Raw genomic sequence first — 17,150 nt, 5'->3', positions numbered from 1 at the left:
GAACATGAAAACCAGCAAAACGATGATATTAACCTATTCGGCAATGGGAATTGCCTTAAATGTCATTTTAGGGACGGTCGTTTCGTCCCTAAAAATTCCGCTATTATTCCTTGATACCATTGGCACTGTATTAATAGCTGTGTTATTCGGCCCTTGGTGGGGAGCGCTGGCTGGCCTTTTGACCAATGTAGTGCTCGGCATGACGACAGGACCCTCCGCCATTTTCTTTGGCCTTGTCAATGTAGCGATCGCATTAGTGGCTGGCTATATGGCAAAAAAATTTGATTTCACCAAATGGTATGTTGCCTTGATTACTGGATTGATCCTGTCAGTAGCGGCACCGTTAATTGGCACGCCGATTGCGGTTGCCGTATATGGAGGTTTGAATGGCAGCGGTATGGATGTGGTGGTGCTATGGCTCCGTGCTGCTGGTGAAAGTGTATTTGCTTCTACGTTTATCTCTCGAATCACCGGCAACTTCGTTGATAAAATTATTACCTGCCTGCTTGTCATGTTTATGGTTACCCGGCTGCCAAATTTTTCAAAACTTTTAAAGAAGGAAAACCGCCATGCAGCGTAGCAAAAAGATCTTGATCGTTTCCCATTGCATATTAAACCAGAATACCGTCATTGCCGAAGAAGCCAGAGCAGAAGGTGCCATCCTTTCAGCTGTCGAATGGGCGATGCAGCAAGGCTATGGGTTTCTGCAGCTTTCCTGTCCGGAATTTACCTTTCTCGGATTGAACCGGCCATCGATGACCTACGAGCAGTACAATACGCTGGAATACCGGCAGCATTGCCGTGAAATACTCCAGCCTGTCCTGTTTCAAGCCGTGGATTACCTGAAAAACGGCTATGAGATTGCTGGAATACTAGGCATCCAAAGCAGCCCGTCCTGTGACCCTGTGCGCGGGATCTTTATGGAAGAATTAGCCGCTCTGTTTAATGACAGCGGTATCACCCTCAAGACATTATGGTATTTGCCCAATACTAGTGAGCCCGTTTTTAAAAGCGATGAGCATTATATAAAGTGATCAGAGTCCAGTTCCCACAATGGGAGCTGGACTTTTTATGTGAAATGAACGGCTTTCCTGATAAATTGGTGATTTTTCCTGATAAAATGATTTTTTTGCTGATAAAATCAATTTTTTGCTGATAAAATGATATTTTTCCTGATATATTCTGATTTTTGCCGATAAAATCGGCACTTCCAACAAACTCAGCGCTCAGGATTTACATATACAGCCCCGCAAGAAAGATCCCCAAGGTTTCCTGGTAGATTTCATCAAATTGCGCGATCGGGAGAGGATTGGTTCCCGTCCCCAGTTCCACCGTGAATCCTGGCCGCCGCCATTCTTGGATAAACCAGTCTTTGTATCCTGCCCAGCTTTCAATAGTCTGTTCTGGCCCGTAGCCGCTCACCCGGCTAAACTCATTGACCAGAACCTCCGATTCAGGCGGCTCCATATTTTCATACCCCCAGTAAATCACTTCACCTTGAGTATGAAAGGCAAGGACTCGGGCAAAATCCCTAGCCCGTGTCAGTTCTGCCATCGCAATCGCTTCCGGCTCCATTAAGGGACTTTCACCTCCATAATCCCTTGGCCCCGGTTCTTTCGGATTGCGTGCCCGCTCCTCCTCCCACCTGGCCGGGAACTGATCATTCAAGTCTACCCCGCGGATATTGGCCTTCCATCCCGAAAAGTCCGTACTGCCATTATTATATTGAATCACTCTCGTTCGCCATGTTTCATTTTCCGGCGGGCCATTTAAGACAAGGCTCACGCCATCAGGGTTTACCATCGGAACAGCAGATAATGTAGTTTGCTGATGCAAATTCGCCATCACCAGCCCGCGAATCGGGGTGGAGTTGGTCAAAGCCAATAAATAGTCATTGATAAACGTCATTAACACCGGTGTCGTAATCCATTCATTCGCGTGGAAAGAAGCATTATAATGAACTCTTTTGTTCCCGTTTCCTATCAGCAGTTCAGGAATTTGATTTCCGAGCACCGTATTGCCGATCGGATTCATTTGAATAAATGGGTAAACGGTTTTTAACTGGCGGATATCATTCATCATCCGGCTGTAATCATAGTTTTGCCGTCCTTGAACCAATCTCCAAGTAACTCTTAAGGGAACGTTCACAGTCTGCCCAACCAGCAGCCGGTTAGGATTTATCCCTGGATTGACCAGCAGCATTGCCTCAACAGGCAAGCCCCGGGAACGGGCAATGGAATAAAATGAATCTCCTTGATTTAGCCGATAATCTTGTACAATAAATCCAGGAATTCGAATACGCTGCCCCGCATACAGTTGATTCGGGTTGATTTCTCGATTGGAATCTAAAATAAGCGGCAGATTGATATGGAACAGTTGGCTATAATACCAGAACGAATCACCAGGTCTAACAATTATATCCATGAAATTCCTCCTGAGGTTTATCATTTATTACTAATATGTATGCGGCCATTCCGGGAATATTTTTAAACAGCGGACATCCGAAGGATTCACGATCATTGGCCTAAGAAAAAAGCACGAGTGACATCACCCGTGCCAAGTTTTACTATTGAGAGACCCTAACAGTATGGTCCAGAACTTTTCCAGGATTTAAAATATGATTCGGGTCAACCAGCGCTTTAATCCGTTTCATAAGGGCAACCGAATCTCCGTGTTCTTCGATTAGAAACGGCTTCTTTCCAATCCCAATCCCATGCTCGCCGGTACAGGTTCCGCCTTTCGCTAAAGCAAACCGGACAATTTGTTTGTGAACCTCTTCGACCCGCTCCATTTCCTCTTCGTCCGCCGTATCCACCGAAAAGGCTGCATGATAATTCCCATCCCCCACATGGCCGAACACCACTGCATCGATCTGGTATTGGTCGACAACTTGTCTTGTATACTTCAAGGCATCGACAAGACTGGAAAGCGGGACACAGACATCGGTCACCATATGGCTTTTGCCAGGATGGGCTGCAATGATGGCCAGGGCTGCTTGATGGCGTGCCTCCCATAGCTGGGCCCGTCTCAGGGAATCCGTTTCAAACTCAAAGGAAATACATCCCTCTTCTTTTACCATTTCTTCTGCCAATTGGACACCATATTCCACATCCGGACTGCTACCGCTAAATTCTAAAAACAGCGTCGGTTCTTCACGAAAGGACGTATGTTTGTAAGCATTCACCGCTTGAATCGTTTTTTCATCCACTAATTCAATTTTACCAATCGGCAGACCGGCCTTTAACAGCATGGTTGCCGCCTTGCCTGCGGCCTCAATCGAAGAAAATGTCACCTTGACATCCGTAACCGCTTCCGGTATCCCTTGCAGCTTTAAGATGATTTCCGTAAACACACCCAAGGTTCCTTCGGAGCCGACGAACAATCCGGTCAGATGATAGCCTGCGGAGGATTTAAACGAATAGCCTCCTGTCCGAATAATGGAGCCATCTGTCAACGCCAGTTCCAGCCCCAGCACTTGATCGCGCATCACACCATATTTCACGCTGTTTGTACCGCTGGCATTGGTTGCAGCCATCCCTCCGATGGTCGCATCTGCTCCCGGATCAATAGGAAAAAACAAACCATATTGCTTTAATGCCTGATTCAATTGGTTTCGCGTCACCCCCGGCTGGACGGTTACAATAAAATCATCTGGGCGCACAGAGATAATCTGATTCATGAAGGTGAAGTCCAAGCTGATCCCTCCATCCATCGGGATAATCTGCCCCTCTAAACTGGAGCCTGCCCCAAACGGCACAATGGGAATATTATGCTCATTGGCATACTGAAGAACCCGGCTTACCTCCTGTTTCGAAACAGGAAACACGACCACATCCGGCTTTCTTGGAGTATGATACGCCATTCCCTTGCTGTGCTGCTCCAAAATCGTCTCATTGGCCGTTACCCGCTCATGATCTCCGATAATCGCTAATAAATCACTATACAAACTCATTGATGACATCCTCTCCCTTTTATTTGTCCCCTTTCCAGTAATACCATTAGCGGCCTTCTAAAATGAACAGCTCCGGATTCTCCAGGAGGTGGTGAATGTCCTCCATGAAATGGTTAGCATGCGCCCCGTCGATGACGCGGTGGTCAAAGGTGATCGACATGCCCATGACTTCTCCAACAACGATTTGGTCATCCTGGACGATCGGCTTTTTCTTAATACTGTGAATCCCCAGGATCGCGACCTCCGGATAATTGATAATCGGCGTGGCAAACCATCCGCCTTTGCTGCCCGTACTCGATATGGTAAAGGTGCTGCCGCTGACTTCATGCGGTTTTAGCCTTCGCTCCCTGGCCCGACTGGATAAATCCTGAATCTCCTGAGCAATCTCCATAATTGACATTTGATCGGCACCTCTCACTGCCGGGACGATTAACCCATCCTCCGTTGCAGTGGCAATCCCGATATGGATCTTTTTCTTATAAACGATTTCCATTCTCTCATCATCAACTGTGGCATTGAAAACCGGATGACGTTTCAGCACCATTGCTGCAGCCTTCACAAAAAACGGCAGATACGTCAGTTTTACGCCCTCTTTTTCAGCATGGCGCTGAAGCTGCTTCCTCAGTTCCACTAACTTGGTCACGACCACTTCATCCATCCCGCTGCAATGGATCGCTGTTGATTTTGACAGCTTCATATTTTCATAGATTTTTTTCCGCAAGCCGCGGATCGGTTCCCGAACTTCTTCTGCTTCATCCTGCCCCGCCCTTACAGACTGAATCAGCTTAGCTGATGCGATTGGCGCCTGGACAGCTGCCGCTGCCTCTTTTTCAGATTGGAGGGCGTAGCCCCTGACATCCGCTTCGGTCACCTTGCCTCCTTTTCCAGTGGCAGGTACCTCTGTAATATCAACCCCCAGTTCTCTCGCCAATTTTCGGATGGACGGTGCTGCCATCACCCGTTTTTTAGGCAAAATACCAATCAAACCAGACGGGGGCTGCGATTGCCTCGAAACGTGTTCCGAACCGGGAAGCACGGCGGCTCCCTTGACTGGCAGACCGGGGGCTGTTTTTGCTTCTTCCATAACCGTGAACAAGACTTCACCGACCTTTACCACCTCACCCACTTCCGCTCCAAATGACAGGATCGTTCCGGAAACCGGAGAGGAGATTTCCACCACCGCTTTATCGGTTTGGATCTCAACGATATTTTCATTTTCCTGGACCTGGTCGCCAGCCTCTTTCAACCAACTGAGAATTTCTGCTTCATGCAAGCCCTCCCCGATATCGGGAAGGCGAAATTCATAAGCCATATCTTCTGTCACTCCTATCTGAAAAATTAATGCGCTAATACTTCGCTAATCCCCTGGCTGATTCGTTTGGCATTAGGGAGCCAATCATCTTCCACCGACGGCACCGGATAAGGGGTATCAAATCCCGCCACCCTCAGGATAGGCGCTGATAAATAGAACAACGCCTTTTCATTAATCAGCGCGGATATTTCCGCTCCCGGCCCCCCTGTTTTCACCGCTTCATGAACAATCATGGCCCTGCCTGTCTTTTTTACAGAGGCAAGGATCGTGTCTTCATCTATTGGGGAAATCGTTCGTAAATCTATTACTTCAATCGAGACATTTTGCTGCTGCTCCCACTGTTCTGCCACCTGATGAACGAGCGGCACGGTCGGGCCCCAGGCAATGACGGTCAGGTCTTCCCCCTCTTTCACCACATTAGCCCTGCCTAACTCAATCATGTAATCCGTCTCCGGGACTTCCTGCTTAAAAGCGCGATACAGTTTCATTGGCTCAAGAAACAGGACAGGATCGTTGTCCCGAATCGCCGCGGTTAACAATCCCTTGGCATCATAAGGGGAGCTTGGCATGACGACTTTCAGGCCCGGAGAATGCAAAAATACTCCTTCTAAACTATCGGAATGAAGCTCCGGCGTTTTCACCCCGCCTCCAAATGGAGCGCGGATTACCATTGGCGCACTTAGTCTTCCACCCGAACGGAATCGGAGCCTTGCTGCCTGCGAGGCCATTTGATCCATCGCTTCATAGATAAATCCGAAAAATTGGATCTCAGCAACCGGACGCAAACCTCTTGCCGCCATGCCGACAGCCGCCCCGACAATGGCTGATTCTGCTATCGGCGTATCAACCACCCGGTCCAGTCCAAAGATTGCCTGCAAACCATCCGTTGCCCGAAACACTCCCCCGTTTTTCCCGATGTCTTCACCAAGGCAGATGATCCGATCATCCCGTTCCATTTCATTTTTTAAGGTTAAATTAATCGCTTCAATCATCGTCAACACGGTCATTTCCATACCTCCTCTGAACCTAGGGATAGCTGCTGTTCTTTAAGCTGGCTTGTTTTCTGCTCATATACCAGGTCAAATACTTCTTTCGTGCTGCTCTTTGGTGTATTGAGTGCTTGTTCAAAGGCTTCGGTAACCATCTGATCGGCCCGCTCGTATTCCTCTTTGTCTAATGCCTCATTCCAAATTCCTTTTTCTACAATAAATGCCTTCATTCTCTTCAGCGGGTCTTTCGCCAGCCAGTGCTCCACATCGCTGCCTTCTCTGTATTTAGTCGGGTCATCCGCTGTAGTATGCGGGCCCTGCCGGTAAGTGACCGCCTCTATTAATACTGGTTCCCCTTTTCGTGCCCGGTTCAGAGCCTGCTTCATGGCCGTATAGACCGCAAGCACATCATTGCCATCCACCTGCACTCCTGCCATACCGTAGGCGAGCGCCTTTTGGGCAATTGTTTTGCTGCCTGTCTGCTTGCGGACCGGCACACTGATCGCCCACTGGTTGTTCTGTACAAAGAAAACCATCGGGAGCTTGTAAACACCGGCAAAATTCATCGCCTCATGGAAATCCCCTTCAGAGGTGCCTCCGTCCCCCAAATAGGCGACACTTACACTGTCTTCCTTTTTGTATTTACTCGCCCAGGCACCGCCCACCGCGTGAAGGCATTGGGCCGCAATGATAATCTGGACTGGAAAAACATGAGCCCCCGCCGCATCGGTCCCGTTTAGGTGACCCATTGTATAGAGGAAAAAGTTCTTCATTGGGAATCCGCGCACAAAGCAGGCAGCACCCTCACGATAGCTAGGATAGATCCAATCCTGTTCCGTCAATGCGCAAGCGCTTCCAACTTGTGCGGCTTCTTGCCCGCTTAATGGGGCGTACGTACCGATTCTCCCCTGCCGTTGCAGCTTTAGGGCGCGCTGGTCAAACACCCTGGCCTGTACCATCCATTTATATAAGCTGATTAGCTCTTCATCAGATACTTCCGGCATGGTACCTGTTATTTTCCCGTGTTCATCTAAAAATTGGATTCTTTCGACTGTCAGATCATTTGGCTCCACCCACATACAATTCCCTCCTATTTGAAAATGGCAGTCTGTGACCTCTTATCAAGTGGATTTTGGTCCGCTCAAAAAAAGAGGTCAGTAACCGTCCCTTTCTATTTCTTTCTATAAAGGTACTGACCGATCATCAGGTTCATTCTGCAAAATGAAAAAAGGAATCAGAGACATGCGCCTCCATTCCTTTTGCCTGATTTTTATTTTACTAACTTAATAAACTCCCTCATAAAGTCAGGCAAATCTGGCCATGCATGGCCGGAGACAAGATTGCCCTCGACATGGAGAGTATCCTCAATATAAGTGGCGCCGCATGCCTCTACGTCAGGCTTGCATGCAATATAGGCAGTCATCTCCCTGCCCTCTAAATATTGACGGACAGCCGTTAAAACCTGTGCTGCATGGCAAATCGCCCCAACAGGCTTGCCTGCCTCAAAGAAATGGGCGACAATTTTGGGGACATTTTCGTTTAATCGGATATATTCCGGCGCCCTTCCCCCTGGAATGATTAATCCATCATATTCTTCTGGGTTGACCTCCTCAAACGCCACTTGCGACTCAATTAAGTATCCCTTGCTTTCCGTATACGTATCCCAGCCAATGAAATCATGGACAACGGTTTGCAGCTTCTTCTTTGATGGTGCCGCAATTTGGACATCAAAGCCCTCTTCCAAGCACCGAAAATACGGATAATAAATTTCTAAAGCCTCCACCGCATCGCCCGCAATGATTAACACTTTTTTAGACATATCGCTAATCCCCCTTTCCAAAATTAGACAACTCCTAAATGAATATATTCGTTGATTCCCTAAATTTTCCTCCACCAAAATTAAAAAATTTATTAACGCTCGCCAAAATCAATATTTTCCTGCCTTTCTGGGAAAAAATAACTTATACCTCATTTAAAAGAATGAAAGGGGTTTAAGATGGATAATTTTCTGCAAAACCAAACATGGCTTCGTCCATTCGTGCCATTCTTTCTTGTTCTCATAATTAGTACTGTCACTCATCAGCCTGCACAGGCACAAAGCTTCAGCCAGACCCATGTAAAGTACGGCAGCGAACCGAGACAGACAATGGATATCTACACACCGATTGATGGAGGACAACAATCCCGCCCTGTCATTATTTATGTACACGGCGGAGGCTGGATGCATGGCGATAAATCGAATGTCGCAGAAAAACCGGACTTCTTTACAAACAAAGGCTATGCATTTATTTCTGTCAATTATCAATTGTCTCCCCGCGTAACCTATAAGGAAATGGCCAAGGATATTTCCAGGGCGATTTACTGGATTTATCATCATGCCCATCACTATCAAATTAATATGGCAAAAATAAACTTAATGGGGCATTCCGCCGGCGGCCATTTAGTTGCGTTGATTGGAACCGACTCTTACTATTTAGCTTCAGCGGGCCTTCCTCTTCAGGTAATCAACTCGATTGTTAACTTGGACGGTCCCGTAGATTTAACGGAGTTTATCCCTAGGAATAACGCATATATGGAAGTGTTTGGAGACAATAAAGAAAATTGGGCTCATGCCTCCCCGGTCACTTATGTGTCCAATAAAAATCTGCCGCCAATTCTGCTAGTCGGCAAAGACAAAAAATCCTTCACCGCTTATGCAGAGAAGGCTAGACTGGCCGGCAATGCCGTAGATCTATTTTTCAATCACGCCCTGACCCACAGGGAAATTACCAACATGCTCGGGAGCAAAAATGGACCAGCAGAGGCCGTAGAGATGACGAATGCTGTTGCTGGATTTCTAGCTCGGAATAATGCCTCATCTTAATCCCAGGGGTTGTTCGGCCTTACTTCACTTCTACTAAAAAAATAGCAGCACCAACCACGGCCTTGGTTGGTGCTGCTCATGTTTGTATGTTTATTTCACCCCATTTTTACAGCACCCCTTTACTTTTAACATGTCAATAAATGATATAACTAAATATGGCAAAAAGAGAATCCTCCATAAAAAGGATTCCTTTAAAATGTAACAAGCAGCAGCAAAGTACCGCCTACAATCAGCACTAATCCTACTGTGGTTTTCTTTGAAAGTTTTTCTTTTAAAAAAATATACGCAAACAGGACAGTCATTAAGATGCTGAGCTTATCAATCGGAACAACGATACTTGCCAGTCCGTCCTGTAAGGCATGATAATAAAACATCCAGGATAACCCTGTGGCCAGCCCGGAAAGGACGAGAAACAGCCAGCTCTTTTTGTCGATTTTTCCAATCCCTTTTTGCTTCCTTGTTGCCCAAACGATCAGCCAGGCCATAGCGAGCACCACAAGCGTCCGAATCGCCGTTCCAAGATTAGGCTCTACATCCTCAATACCTACCTTGCCGAGAATCGATGTTAACGCCGCAAACACAGCCGAAAGCACCGCATAAATGAGCCAGCCGCCGCTTTTTACATCCTTCTTGTCGATTTTCTTTCTTTCAATCATTAAATAGGTGCCAGCCGCAATGCCGATCATGCCGAAAAGCTTATTGGCTGTCACAGGCTCCTGCAAAAAGATAAACGCCATCACCATCGATAACACTGTGCTGGATTTATCAATCGGCACTACTTTATTGACGTCTCCCAGCTGCAGGGCTTTGAAATAGCAAATCCACGACAGCCCTGTCGTTAAGCCAGATAGGATTAAAAATAATAAACTTTTCGCACTAATAGATGCAATAGTTGTTTGCGAACCGACAACAAAGACAATCACCCACGCAAATAGCGCAACCACTATGGTCCTCAGTGCGGTGGCCAGGTTCGAATCAATATTTTTAATCCCTATTTTCGCCAGAATGGACATAATTCCCGCAAAAAAAGCGGCTAGAAAGGCATATAACACCCACATGATTCCATTTCCCTTCGTTCATTATCGTAACTTAACATTAAAAAATGACCTCTTTGAGTTCATCATACCTCATGAGATCATTTTTTTCGAATCAACAAGAACGATCGAATTATTAAGCCTTTCCTCGTATTAAACAAACGTTTGTTTAACTTCTTCTTACTTTTTAATCAAACGTTTATTTAACCTTCACCGTTTTTAATCAAACGTTTGTTTAATAAAAAATGACCTAGAAGGATGTCCAATGGACCTCATTCATGGTCCCAGCTCACCCTTGCTCGAATGAAAATCTCAGGGCACGGCTTAAGATCGTGGGCACAACCGATATATGATTTTCCCCCTCCAATTGCTGAAACGCCACATTCAGTTTAGGGTTATTTAATTGTACTAGCCGATCGGCTAATTCCTTTGTTTCCTTAATCATATAGTCCTTTTCTAATGCTCCAACAGCCAGGAAAACGCCTCGCTTCTGATTGACTTGAGCTAATTGAGGGAAAAACAGGTTTTCATGTTCATAAATATTTCGTTTATTCCACCAAATGGACGGGCTGGAAGCAACATAGGTTTGAAATGCAGCCGGCTTTGTGAACAAGGCATATAACGTGAATAACCCTCCCAAGGAATGGCCAAACAGCATTTGCCGCTGTAAATCAATTGGGTAGCGCCGATTGATTTCCGGGATGAACTCCTCTTGAATAAATTGATAAAAGAAATGCGCTCCTCCTGCTTCCGGCCATGGACTTCCATCTGGTCTTGGCGGCAAATCAACGGAAGCAGCCGGGGGTGTAAAATCATACACCCGCCTTGCCGTGACAAAATCTTCTGCTTCGGGATAACCAATCCCTACAATGATAGCAGGAGCTATTCCTGTCTTTTCCGACCGGACCGACTGGAGCCTGATGACCTCCTGAAAGCTTTGAAAGAAGGCATTTCCGTCTAGTACATAAATAACTGGATAGCCTGCAGGCGGAGCAGGCTGCTTTGGAATTGAGACAAGAATTTGATATGGCAGATGGTTTATTTTAGAATACGTCAGCCATTGCTCCGTCTGCGGAATGATGACGTTCGATTTCGTAATGCGGCCTTCCATGGTTGAAGCTCCCTTCCATTCATAATCTCTCACCTATATGATTTGGCCGACAGCTTGGTGTTCATCTTGTCCGATGCTTTCATAGCCAAAACAGACCGGCACCCCGTTATACGGGTCGATCATCACTCTTGCTTGAATCTGAAACACTTGCTGCAGCACTTCTGCTGTCATGATTTCTAAGGGAGGGCCCACCCGTATGATCGTTCCTTCTTTCATTGCCACAATCTCATGGGAAAAACGTGCCGCATGGTTGATATCATGAAGCACCATGACAATGGTACATTTTTGGTCCTTATTTAGCTGTTCAACAATCTGAAGCACCTCAAGCTGGTGGGCCATATCCAGATAGGTCGTCGGTTCATCCAATAGCAGGATATCTGTTTCCTGAGCTAATGCCATCGCCAGCCATACCTTTTGCCGCTGCCCGCCTGACAAATTTCCAAGCTCACGGTCACGAAAGCCCGTAACCTTCGTAATCTCCATCGCCCATTCCAATACTTCCTTATCCTTTGCGGTTAACTTATTAACATTATTTCGATGCGGATACCTGCCATATGTGATTAATTCCTCTACTTTCAATTGACCTGGCGCAATCGGATTTTGTGAAAGGAGCGCCAGTTGTTTGGCAATTTGTTTGGTGGGAATCGTCTGTAAATCCTTGCCTTGCAAATAAACCTTGCCTTGCTTCTGCTTAAGAATTCGTCCCATTGTTTTCAATACTGTGGATTTTCCACAGCCATTTGGACCAATAATGGTGGTGATCTTCCCCTTTTTAACAGCCAGATTCAGATCCTGGAATACGGTAAACTTTTCATAACTTGCTTCAAGGTCCTTGACACTAAGAATCGACATGACTCCTTCCTCCTCCTATGCCTTTACTTTTACGAGTAAATAAAGAAAATAGGGAACGCCAATGATGGAGATGATTATCCCCACCGGTAATTCAGCCGGGGCCACCACTGTTTTCGCGATAAAATCAGAAACAATCACAAGGAACATCCCCATTACGCCACATAAAGGAACAACCTGACGATGCTTGATTCCAACTAGACGTTTGGCCATTTGCGGAGCAATCAGGCCAACAAAACCAATACTGCCGGATACTGACACACAGCTGGCGACTAACCCGATGGCGCAAAGCAGTAGAATCGATTTCTCTTTCTCAATTGAAATACCTAAGCTCTTAGCAGATTCATCTTCCAATTGAAATAAATCTAGCAAATAGGTTTTTTTATAGATAATCGGAATTAAAACGAGCAGCCACGGCAGCATGGACAGGATATAGGACCAATTCGCATTATAAATGCTCCCCGATACCCATACCGCAGCCATTTCAAAGTCGGAGGCTTTCATTTTTAAAGATACATAGAGGGCTAGAGCACTAAAGCCTGACCCAATGGCAATTCCAGTTAGTAACAGCCGCTCCGTGTCCAATGTTCCATTTTTCCAAGAGAATAGATAGATCAAAATGGCTGCACCCAGGCCGCCTGCTAATCCAAATATTGGGGCCATCATAATCGCTAACCATCCCGTCCCATTGAGCTGTCCCTGGACGACAAGCATAAAAATGACCATGGCTGCACCGGCGCCGGCATTAATCCCTAAAACACCAGAATCAGCCAATGGATTCCGTGTAACCCCTTGAATAACCGCACCCGCAACCCCTAAACCCAATCCGACCAGCCCGGCGATGGCAATCCGGGGAAGTCTAAAATCAAAGATGACAAGATCGTATTCTTTTACCGGATGAATCCGCAATAAGGTACGAATGATATCCGCCATGCTCAAATCGAAGGTGCCATTTGTTAAACTCAGATAAATAGCTACCATCATCAAGCAGACCAACACCGTCATCATCAACAGATAGCGCTGCCATGAATCTCTATGCATCTTTCCTTCCTCCTTTCATTCGAATTAAGTAAAGGAAGAAAGGAACACCGATCAAAGAAGTCACAACGCCAATAGGGGTCTCAAAGGGATCGTTGATTCCCCTGCTGATGACATCACATAGTCCAAGAAATACAGCCCCTAACACACCCCCACAGGGGATGATCCATTTATAATCGATACCGATTAAAAACCGTGTAATATGAGGAATGATCAAACCAACGAAGCCAATCTTTCCGACGATGGCTACTGCGGTACCGGTTAGCATCACGACAGTCAAAACGGCCGCGGCTTTCACAAGTCTTGTCCGCTGCCCTAGATTAATCGAAACCTCTTCCCCTAGCGAAAGGACGGTAATTGATTTTGCAATCAGCAGGGCAAGAATAATACCCAAGAGCCCAAATGGGATGGAAAGCTTCAGCATCGCCGGATCGATTTGGTGCAGCCGTGCATTATACCAAAAGCTAATATTTTGAGACACCTGAAAAAAGGACGCAATGGCAGCAGAAACACTGCTTAGAAAGGTGCCAATGATTGTACCAATAATCGCTAATCGTACAGGCGATAATCCGTTTCGAATCAGCGAGCCGAATCCATATACAAGACCTGCCCCTAATAAAGAACCCAGCATCGAGAGTAGAATCATCGAAATGGAGGATAAATTTGGAATCAACACCATGCATAGTGTAATAACCAAGACGGAGCCATCCGTAACCCCCATGATCGAAGGAGAGGCTAGATAATTTCTGGTTATCCCCTGCATCACTGCTCCTGATAAGGCAAGGAAAGCTCCGACCAGCAGGGCACCTAACACTCGGGGCAGTCGTGATGTCATGACAATCACATGGGTGACATTTTCGGAGTCATAGTGAAAAAGGGCATTCCAAATCGTAACTAAGTCGACATTTTTTGCTCCATATAAAATCGATACAAAAATGGTGATAATCATAAGAAGCGGCCCTATACCCAAAACAAGGATGGAGGCCCAATGTATTTTCTTCATATCCTTCAAAACACCTTAGCTTATTTCAATAATGTTTTCTCTACTGCTTTCAGGAAAGTGGTTTTACTCAAAGCCGTTCCCCCCTGATACATAGGATCAATGGCATTGACAAACACCTGTTTATTTTTTACTGCTTGAATACTATTCCAAATCGGATTGCTTTCCAGTTCTTCTAATGCCTTCGGTTTATCGGCGTTTTCACTTTCTTCAAATTGTAAATAGATATAATCAGGATTCATTTCTGCAAATTTTTCTAATGAGATGGCTTCTTGTGCTTTAACTGCCTTGATTTCTTCAGGTACTGTCATTCCCAGATCAGCGTAAAGAACAGGGTTCAGATACACATCCTGCGGATACAGAAACAGGCTGCCGCCTCTGATTCTGACAATAACTGCTTTTTTATCCTTTAAATCCTCTCCTGCTTGGTCCTTCACTTTTTTCACGGTTTCTTCATATTGCTTGATTATGTTATCAGCTTTCGATTGTTTACCGGTCAGCTCAGCAAGTAATTTCAAATTTTCTTTCCAATCTGTTGAGATATGGGAAATTGGAAACATCGGAGCTATTTTCTTTAACTGCTCCGCTACATCCGGCTGGAATTTATCCGTCCCTAATATGACATCTGGTTTTAAGGTTAACAGCGTCTCAAAATTTGGCTGGGTCTTCTCCCCAATTGATTCAGCGCCTTGTAGATCATCGGCCACGTATTCAGGCAGCTTTCCCCCAATAGTAATGGCTCCTGCTGGTTTAACTCCTAAGATGGCAGCATCCTCCATCGCTTCTAAGCTGGCGGCGGCAATTTTTGTGACCTTATTAGGGATGGTGTACTCTTTGTTTAAATAGGTGATGGTCTGATTGACCGGTTTTGTTGTTTCGCTATTCTGCTTCGTTTCTGCTGTTTTTTCTGACGGTTTTGCAGCCGTCTTTTCTGATGTATTGCATGCTGTAAGCCCAATCATGCAAACAGCGGTCATCCCGAACATAAATAATTTCTTTTTCATTGCTAACCCCTCTCTCTTCTCAACCCTCATTAAATGATATCGATAATCATTCTCAATGATAGTCCATCATCATTTTTCCGTCCATGGACAATTTCCAGAAATTAAGATGGATCATCTCCTGAAAACAGCCTTAGGGTTTCCGTTAAAATTCGGTCATGGGCAGAGGCGGAATACTCCAGCCAGGGGTCAGAAGAAAGCAAATGAACCTGACCGGATTGAACGGCCCTTAATTCCTGCCATTCGAAGGATTGCTGCAATCCTCTCCAATAAGCTAACGTGTCTGGCTCCTGGCAGACCAGGATGAGAAGGCAGTCCGCATCCACTTCTGCCAATTGCCCAATGGAAATCGGCTCTTTAGCTGCCTGCGGATAGGCGGAAGAGAGCTGCAGATCATGATACAAAACCTCTACTATGCTCCGGCTGCAATGTATATAAAGATTATGTTTATGGATTCTTAACAAAAGAATCCGTGCACCCTTCATCCTTCTGTTTAATTGTTCACGAGTTAACTTTACTTTCTCTTGATAGCTTTGCAGGAATTGCATCGCTTCTGGTCTTTCTCCTAAAAATTCAGCGATTCTCACTAATTGCTCCCGCCAATCCTTTGCGCTCTCCGGGGCATACAACAGCGACGGCATCCTCTCAAGCCGCTCTTTCTCCCCATCGCTGATGGGGTCCGTACAAATAATGATATCTGGCTGGGCTTTACGGATTGTTTCAATATTAGACTCCCAATGTAAGTTTCGCCGGTAGGCACTTAGATGGACCTCAATGTCATCCCGGTACCTGTTGTAATAGAAGGGAGTCCATTTGGGATGGAGAGGCGCTGCATATGGAATGATGTTTAGTGCAAGCAATTGCCCTATATCACTGGGCCGATAGGCAGCAACCTTACGCCGGCGCTTTTTCATATACATCGAGGGTGAAATTCCAACCCGCTTCTTAAATTTTCGGCTAAAATAAAATTCATCTTGATAACCGACCTGAGAGGCAATGTCCCGAAGCCGGAGATGAGCCTGGGACATTAACTGTTTGGCCCGTTTTATCCGCAGCTCGGTCAAATAATCAATTGCACTTGTCCCATACGTTTTCTTGAAAAGATCGACAAAATACTTCGGGCTGATCTGGGCTATATGGGCAAGCTGTAATATCGTCAAATTCTCGTTATAATGGTTTTCCAAATACTCTTTTGCACTTTCAAGTGACGTTTGCTGTGCATCTAGACGATGGATACGGTTTTTCAAGATCCGATAAATCAATTCCTGGAAGATGGCCTGACTTCGAAAACGCTCCAACCCGTAAGGACTTTGCCAATACCCACAAAGCTCCATGCACATTGAAACTAGAGATTCAGAGGGCTGAATTGGGATTTCCCCTTTCAAAGCCAGCCACTGCATTTTATCATTGGATTTTATATCTTGATTTCTCTGCTCTTTGTCTTGATATACCTCAAACCGAAGCAGCAGCAGTTTCAAATCCTCCGAGTGATCAGCCGCTGCCTCAAACGTTTCATTAGGCGGGCACAAATAGACCCCAGCCTCTCTCAAACGGCACTCAAAGCGGTCAAGGGATAGACGCCCTTGACCATTGATCACCACGATTAATACATGGGAGGCCGTGAATTGCTGTTCACTCCGCCAACCGCTATTTCCTGTCATTGTTTCAATATTGCGCAGTCTAATGACTAGGTCATCCCACTGAACATCTGGTTCTCCTTTCTGGATCCATTGGATAGGATTCATCTGCTCCACCCCTTAAATGATAACGTTTGTCATTTATTAGTTGATTTGATAGTAGATGATAATGATTATCAATGTCAATTAATTTAATGTATGTTTTATAGGGGACAATATTTTTTATTTAGGAATTTTTTTTGGTTGAAGGAAACTTTTTAAAGGAGTACAATATAATTAAATTAAACGATTGGGAATTATTAGTGAGGAAGGGGCGATCCATTCTCAAAATATTGGAAGCCCATTTACATCAAATTGTACTCTT

General features: G+C 45.6%; 16 protein-coding genes. 3 read left to right on the top strand and 13 right to left on the bottom strand.

The features are described 5' to 3' along the window. Positions 1–4: 4 nt before the first annotated feature. Positions 5–580, top strand: a complete 576-nt coding sequence (locus tag NFS43_RS15375; RefSeq protein ID WP_251553589.1) for a CD3073 family putative ECF transporter S component — start codon at positions 5–7, stop codon at positions 578–580. Beyond that, a complete protein-coding gene (locus NFS43_RS15370; RefSeq protein ID WP_251553572.1) occupies positions 570–1,034 on the top strand; it encodes a CD3072 family TudS-related putative desulfidase in 465 nt (154 codons plus the stop codon). Before NFS43_RS15375 ends, NFS43_RS15370 begins: the two co-directional genes overlap by 11 nt. 199 nt (positions 1,035–1,233) lie before the next feature. On the opposite strand, the gene NFS43_RS15365 is transcribed toward NFS43_RS15370, so the two are convergent. The 6 genes from NFS43_RS15365 to NFS43_RS15340 form a co-directional block, all read right to left on the bottom strand. After that, positions 1,234–2,424 (bottom strand): M14 family metallopeptidase, encoded by a 1,191-nt coding sequence (locus NFS43_RS15365; RefSeq protein WP_251553565.1) that lies wholly within the window; start codon positions 2,422–2,424, stop codon positions 1,234–1,236. Positions 2,425–2,566: 142 nt separating this feature from the next. Then, complete coding sequence (locus NFS43_RS15360; protein ID WP_251553545.1) at positions 2,567–3,952, bottom strand: FAD-binding oxidoreductase; 1,386 nt, start codon at positions 3,950–3,952, stop codon at positions 2,567–2,569. Between the two features lie 46 nt (positions 3,953–3,998). Further along, entirely contained in the window at positions 3,999–5,264 is a 1,266-nt protein-coding gene (locus NFS43_RS15355) for a dihydrolipoamide acetyltransferase family protein (RefSeq protein ID WP_251553474.1), read from the bottom strand. Positions 5,265–5,290: 26 nt separating this feature from the next. Continuing rightward, positions 5,291–6,271 (bottom strand): alpha-ketoacid dehydrogenase subunit beta, encoded by a 981-nt coding sequence (locus NFS43_RS15350; protein ID WP_251553465.1) that lies wholly within the window; start codon positions 6,269–6,271, stop codon positions 5,291–5,293. Beyond that, positions 6,268–7,332, bottom strand: coding sequence for a pyruvate dehydrogenase (acetyl-transferring) E1 component subunit alpha (pdhA, locus tag NFS43_RS15345; protein ID WP_251553462.1), 1,065 nt, complete (start codon positions 7,330–7,332; stop codon positions 6,268–6,270). The genes NFS43_RS15350 and pdhA overlap by 4 nt, the downstream gene beginning before the upstream one ends. A gap of 191 nt (positions 7,333–7,523) precedes the next feature. Continuing rightward, the gene (locus tag NFS43_RS15340) at positions 7,524–8,072 is read right to left on the bottom strand and encodes a DJ-1/PfpI family protein (RefSeq protein WP_251553442.1); all 549 of its coding nucleotides are present in this window, start codon (positions 8,070–8,072) and stop codon (positions 7,524–7,526) included. A gap of 177 nt (positions 8,073–8,249) precedes the next feature. Between NFS43_RS15340 and NFS43_RS15335 the strand changes: the two genes are divergently transcribed. Further along, positions 8,250–9,116 carry an alpha/beta hydrolase gene (locus tag NFS43_RS15335; RefSeq protein WP_251553426.1) on the top strand — a complete coding sequence of 289 codons (867 nt, stop codon included), beginning with the start codon at positions 8,250–8,252 and terminating at the stop codon, positions 9,114–9,116. A gap of 191 nt (positions 9,117–9,307) precedes the next feature. Here the strand turns inward: NFS43_RS15335 and NFS43_RS15330 are convergent, their stop codons facing one another. From NFS43_RS15330 to NFS43_RS15300, 7 genes are all read right to left on the bottom strand, one after another. Beyond that, entirely contained in the window at positions 9,308–10,174 is an 867-nt protein-coding gene (locus NFS43_RS15330) for an EamA family transporter (protein ID WP_251553407.1), read from the bottom strand. Between the two features lie 265 nt (positions 10,175–10,439). Beyond that, the gene (locus NFS43_RS15325; RefSeq protein WP_251553398.1) at positions 10,440–11,261 is read right to left on the bottom strand and encodes an alpha/beta hydrolase; all 822 of its coding nucleotides are present in this window, start codon (positions 11,259–11,261) and stop codon (positions 10,440–10,442) included. A 33-nt stretch (positions 11,262–11,294) separates the two neighbouring features. Next, positions 11,295–12,113: an ABC transporter ATP-binding protein gene (locus tag NFS43_RS15320; RefSeq protein ID WP_251553384.1), complete on the bottom strand. Its 819-nt coding sequence runs from the start codon at positions 12,111–12,113 to the stop codon at positions 11,295–11,297. Positions 12,114–12,128: 15 nt separating this feature from the next. Then, positions 12,129–13,151 (bottom strand): FecCD family ABC transporter permease, encoded by a 1,023-nt coding sequence (locus NFS43_RS15315; RefSeq protein ID WP_251553382.1) that lies wholly within the window; start codon positions 13,149–13,151, stop codon positions 12,129–12,131. Continuing rightward, complete coding sequence (locus NFS43_RS15310) at positions 13,144–14,151, bottom strand: FecCD family ABC transporter permease (protein WP_251553352.1); 1,008 nt, start codon at positions 14,149–14,151, stop codon at positions 13,144–13,146. Before NFS43_RS15310 ends, NFS43_RS15315 begins: the two co-directional genes overlap by 8 nt. A gap of 20 nt (positions 14,152–14,171) precedes the next feature. Then, positions 14,172–15,152, bottom strand: coding sequence for an ABC transporter substrate-binding protein (locus NFS43_RS15305; protein ID WP_251553345.1), 981 nt, complete (start codon positions 15,150–15,152; stop codon positions 14,172–14,174). 101 nt (positions 15,153–15,253) lie between these two features. Further along, entirely contained in the window at positions 15,254–16,894 is a 1,641-nt protein-coding gene (locus NFS43_RS15300) for an AraC family transcriptional regulator (RefSeq protein ID WP_251553343.1), read from the bottom strand. Positions 16,895–17,150: the final 256 nt, after the last annotated feature.

This window comes from Neobacillus muris, from assembly GCF_943193175.1.
In the GTDB taxonomy this organism is placed as follows: Bacteria; Bacillota; Bacilli; order Bacillales; family Cytobacillaceae; genus Neobacillus; species Neobacillus muris.
Note: the sequence above shows the minus strand (reverse complement) of the source record. Positions and strands in the feature narration are given on the sequence as shown.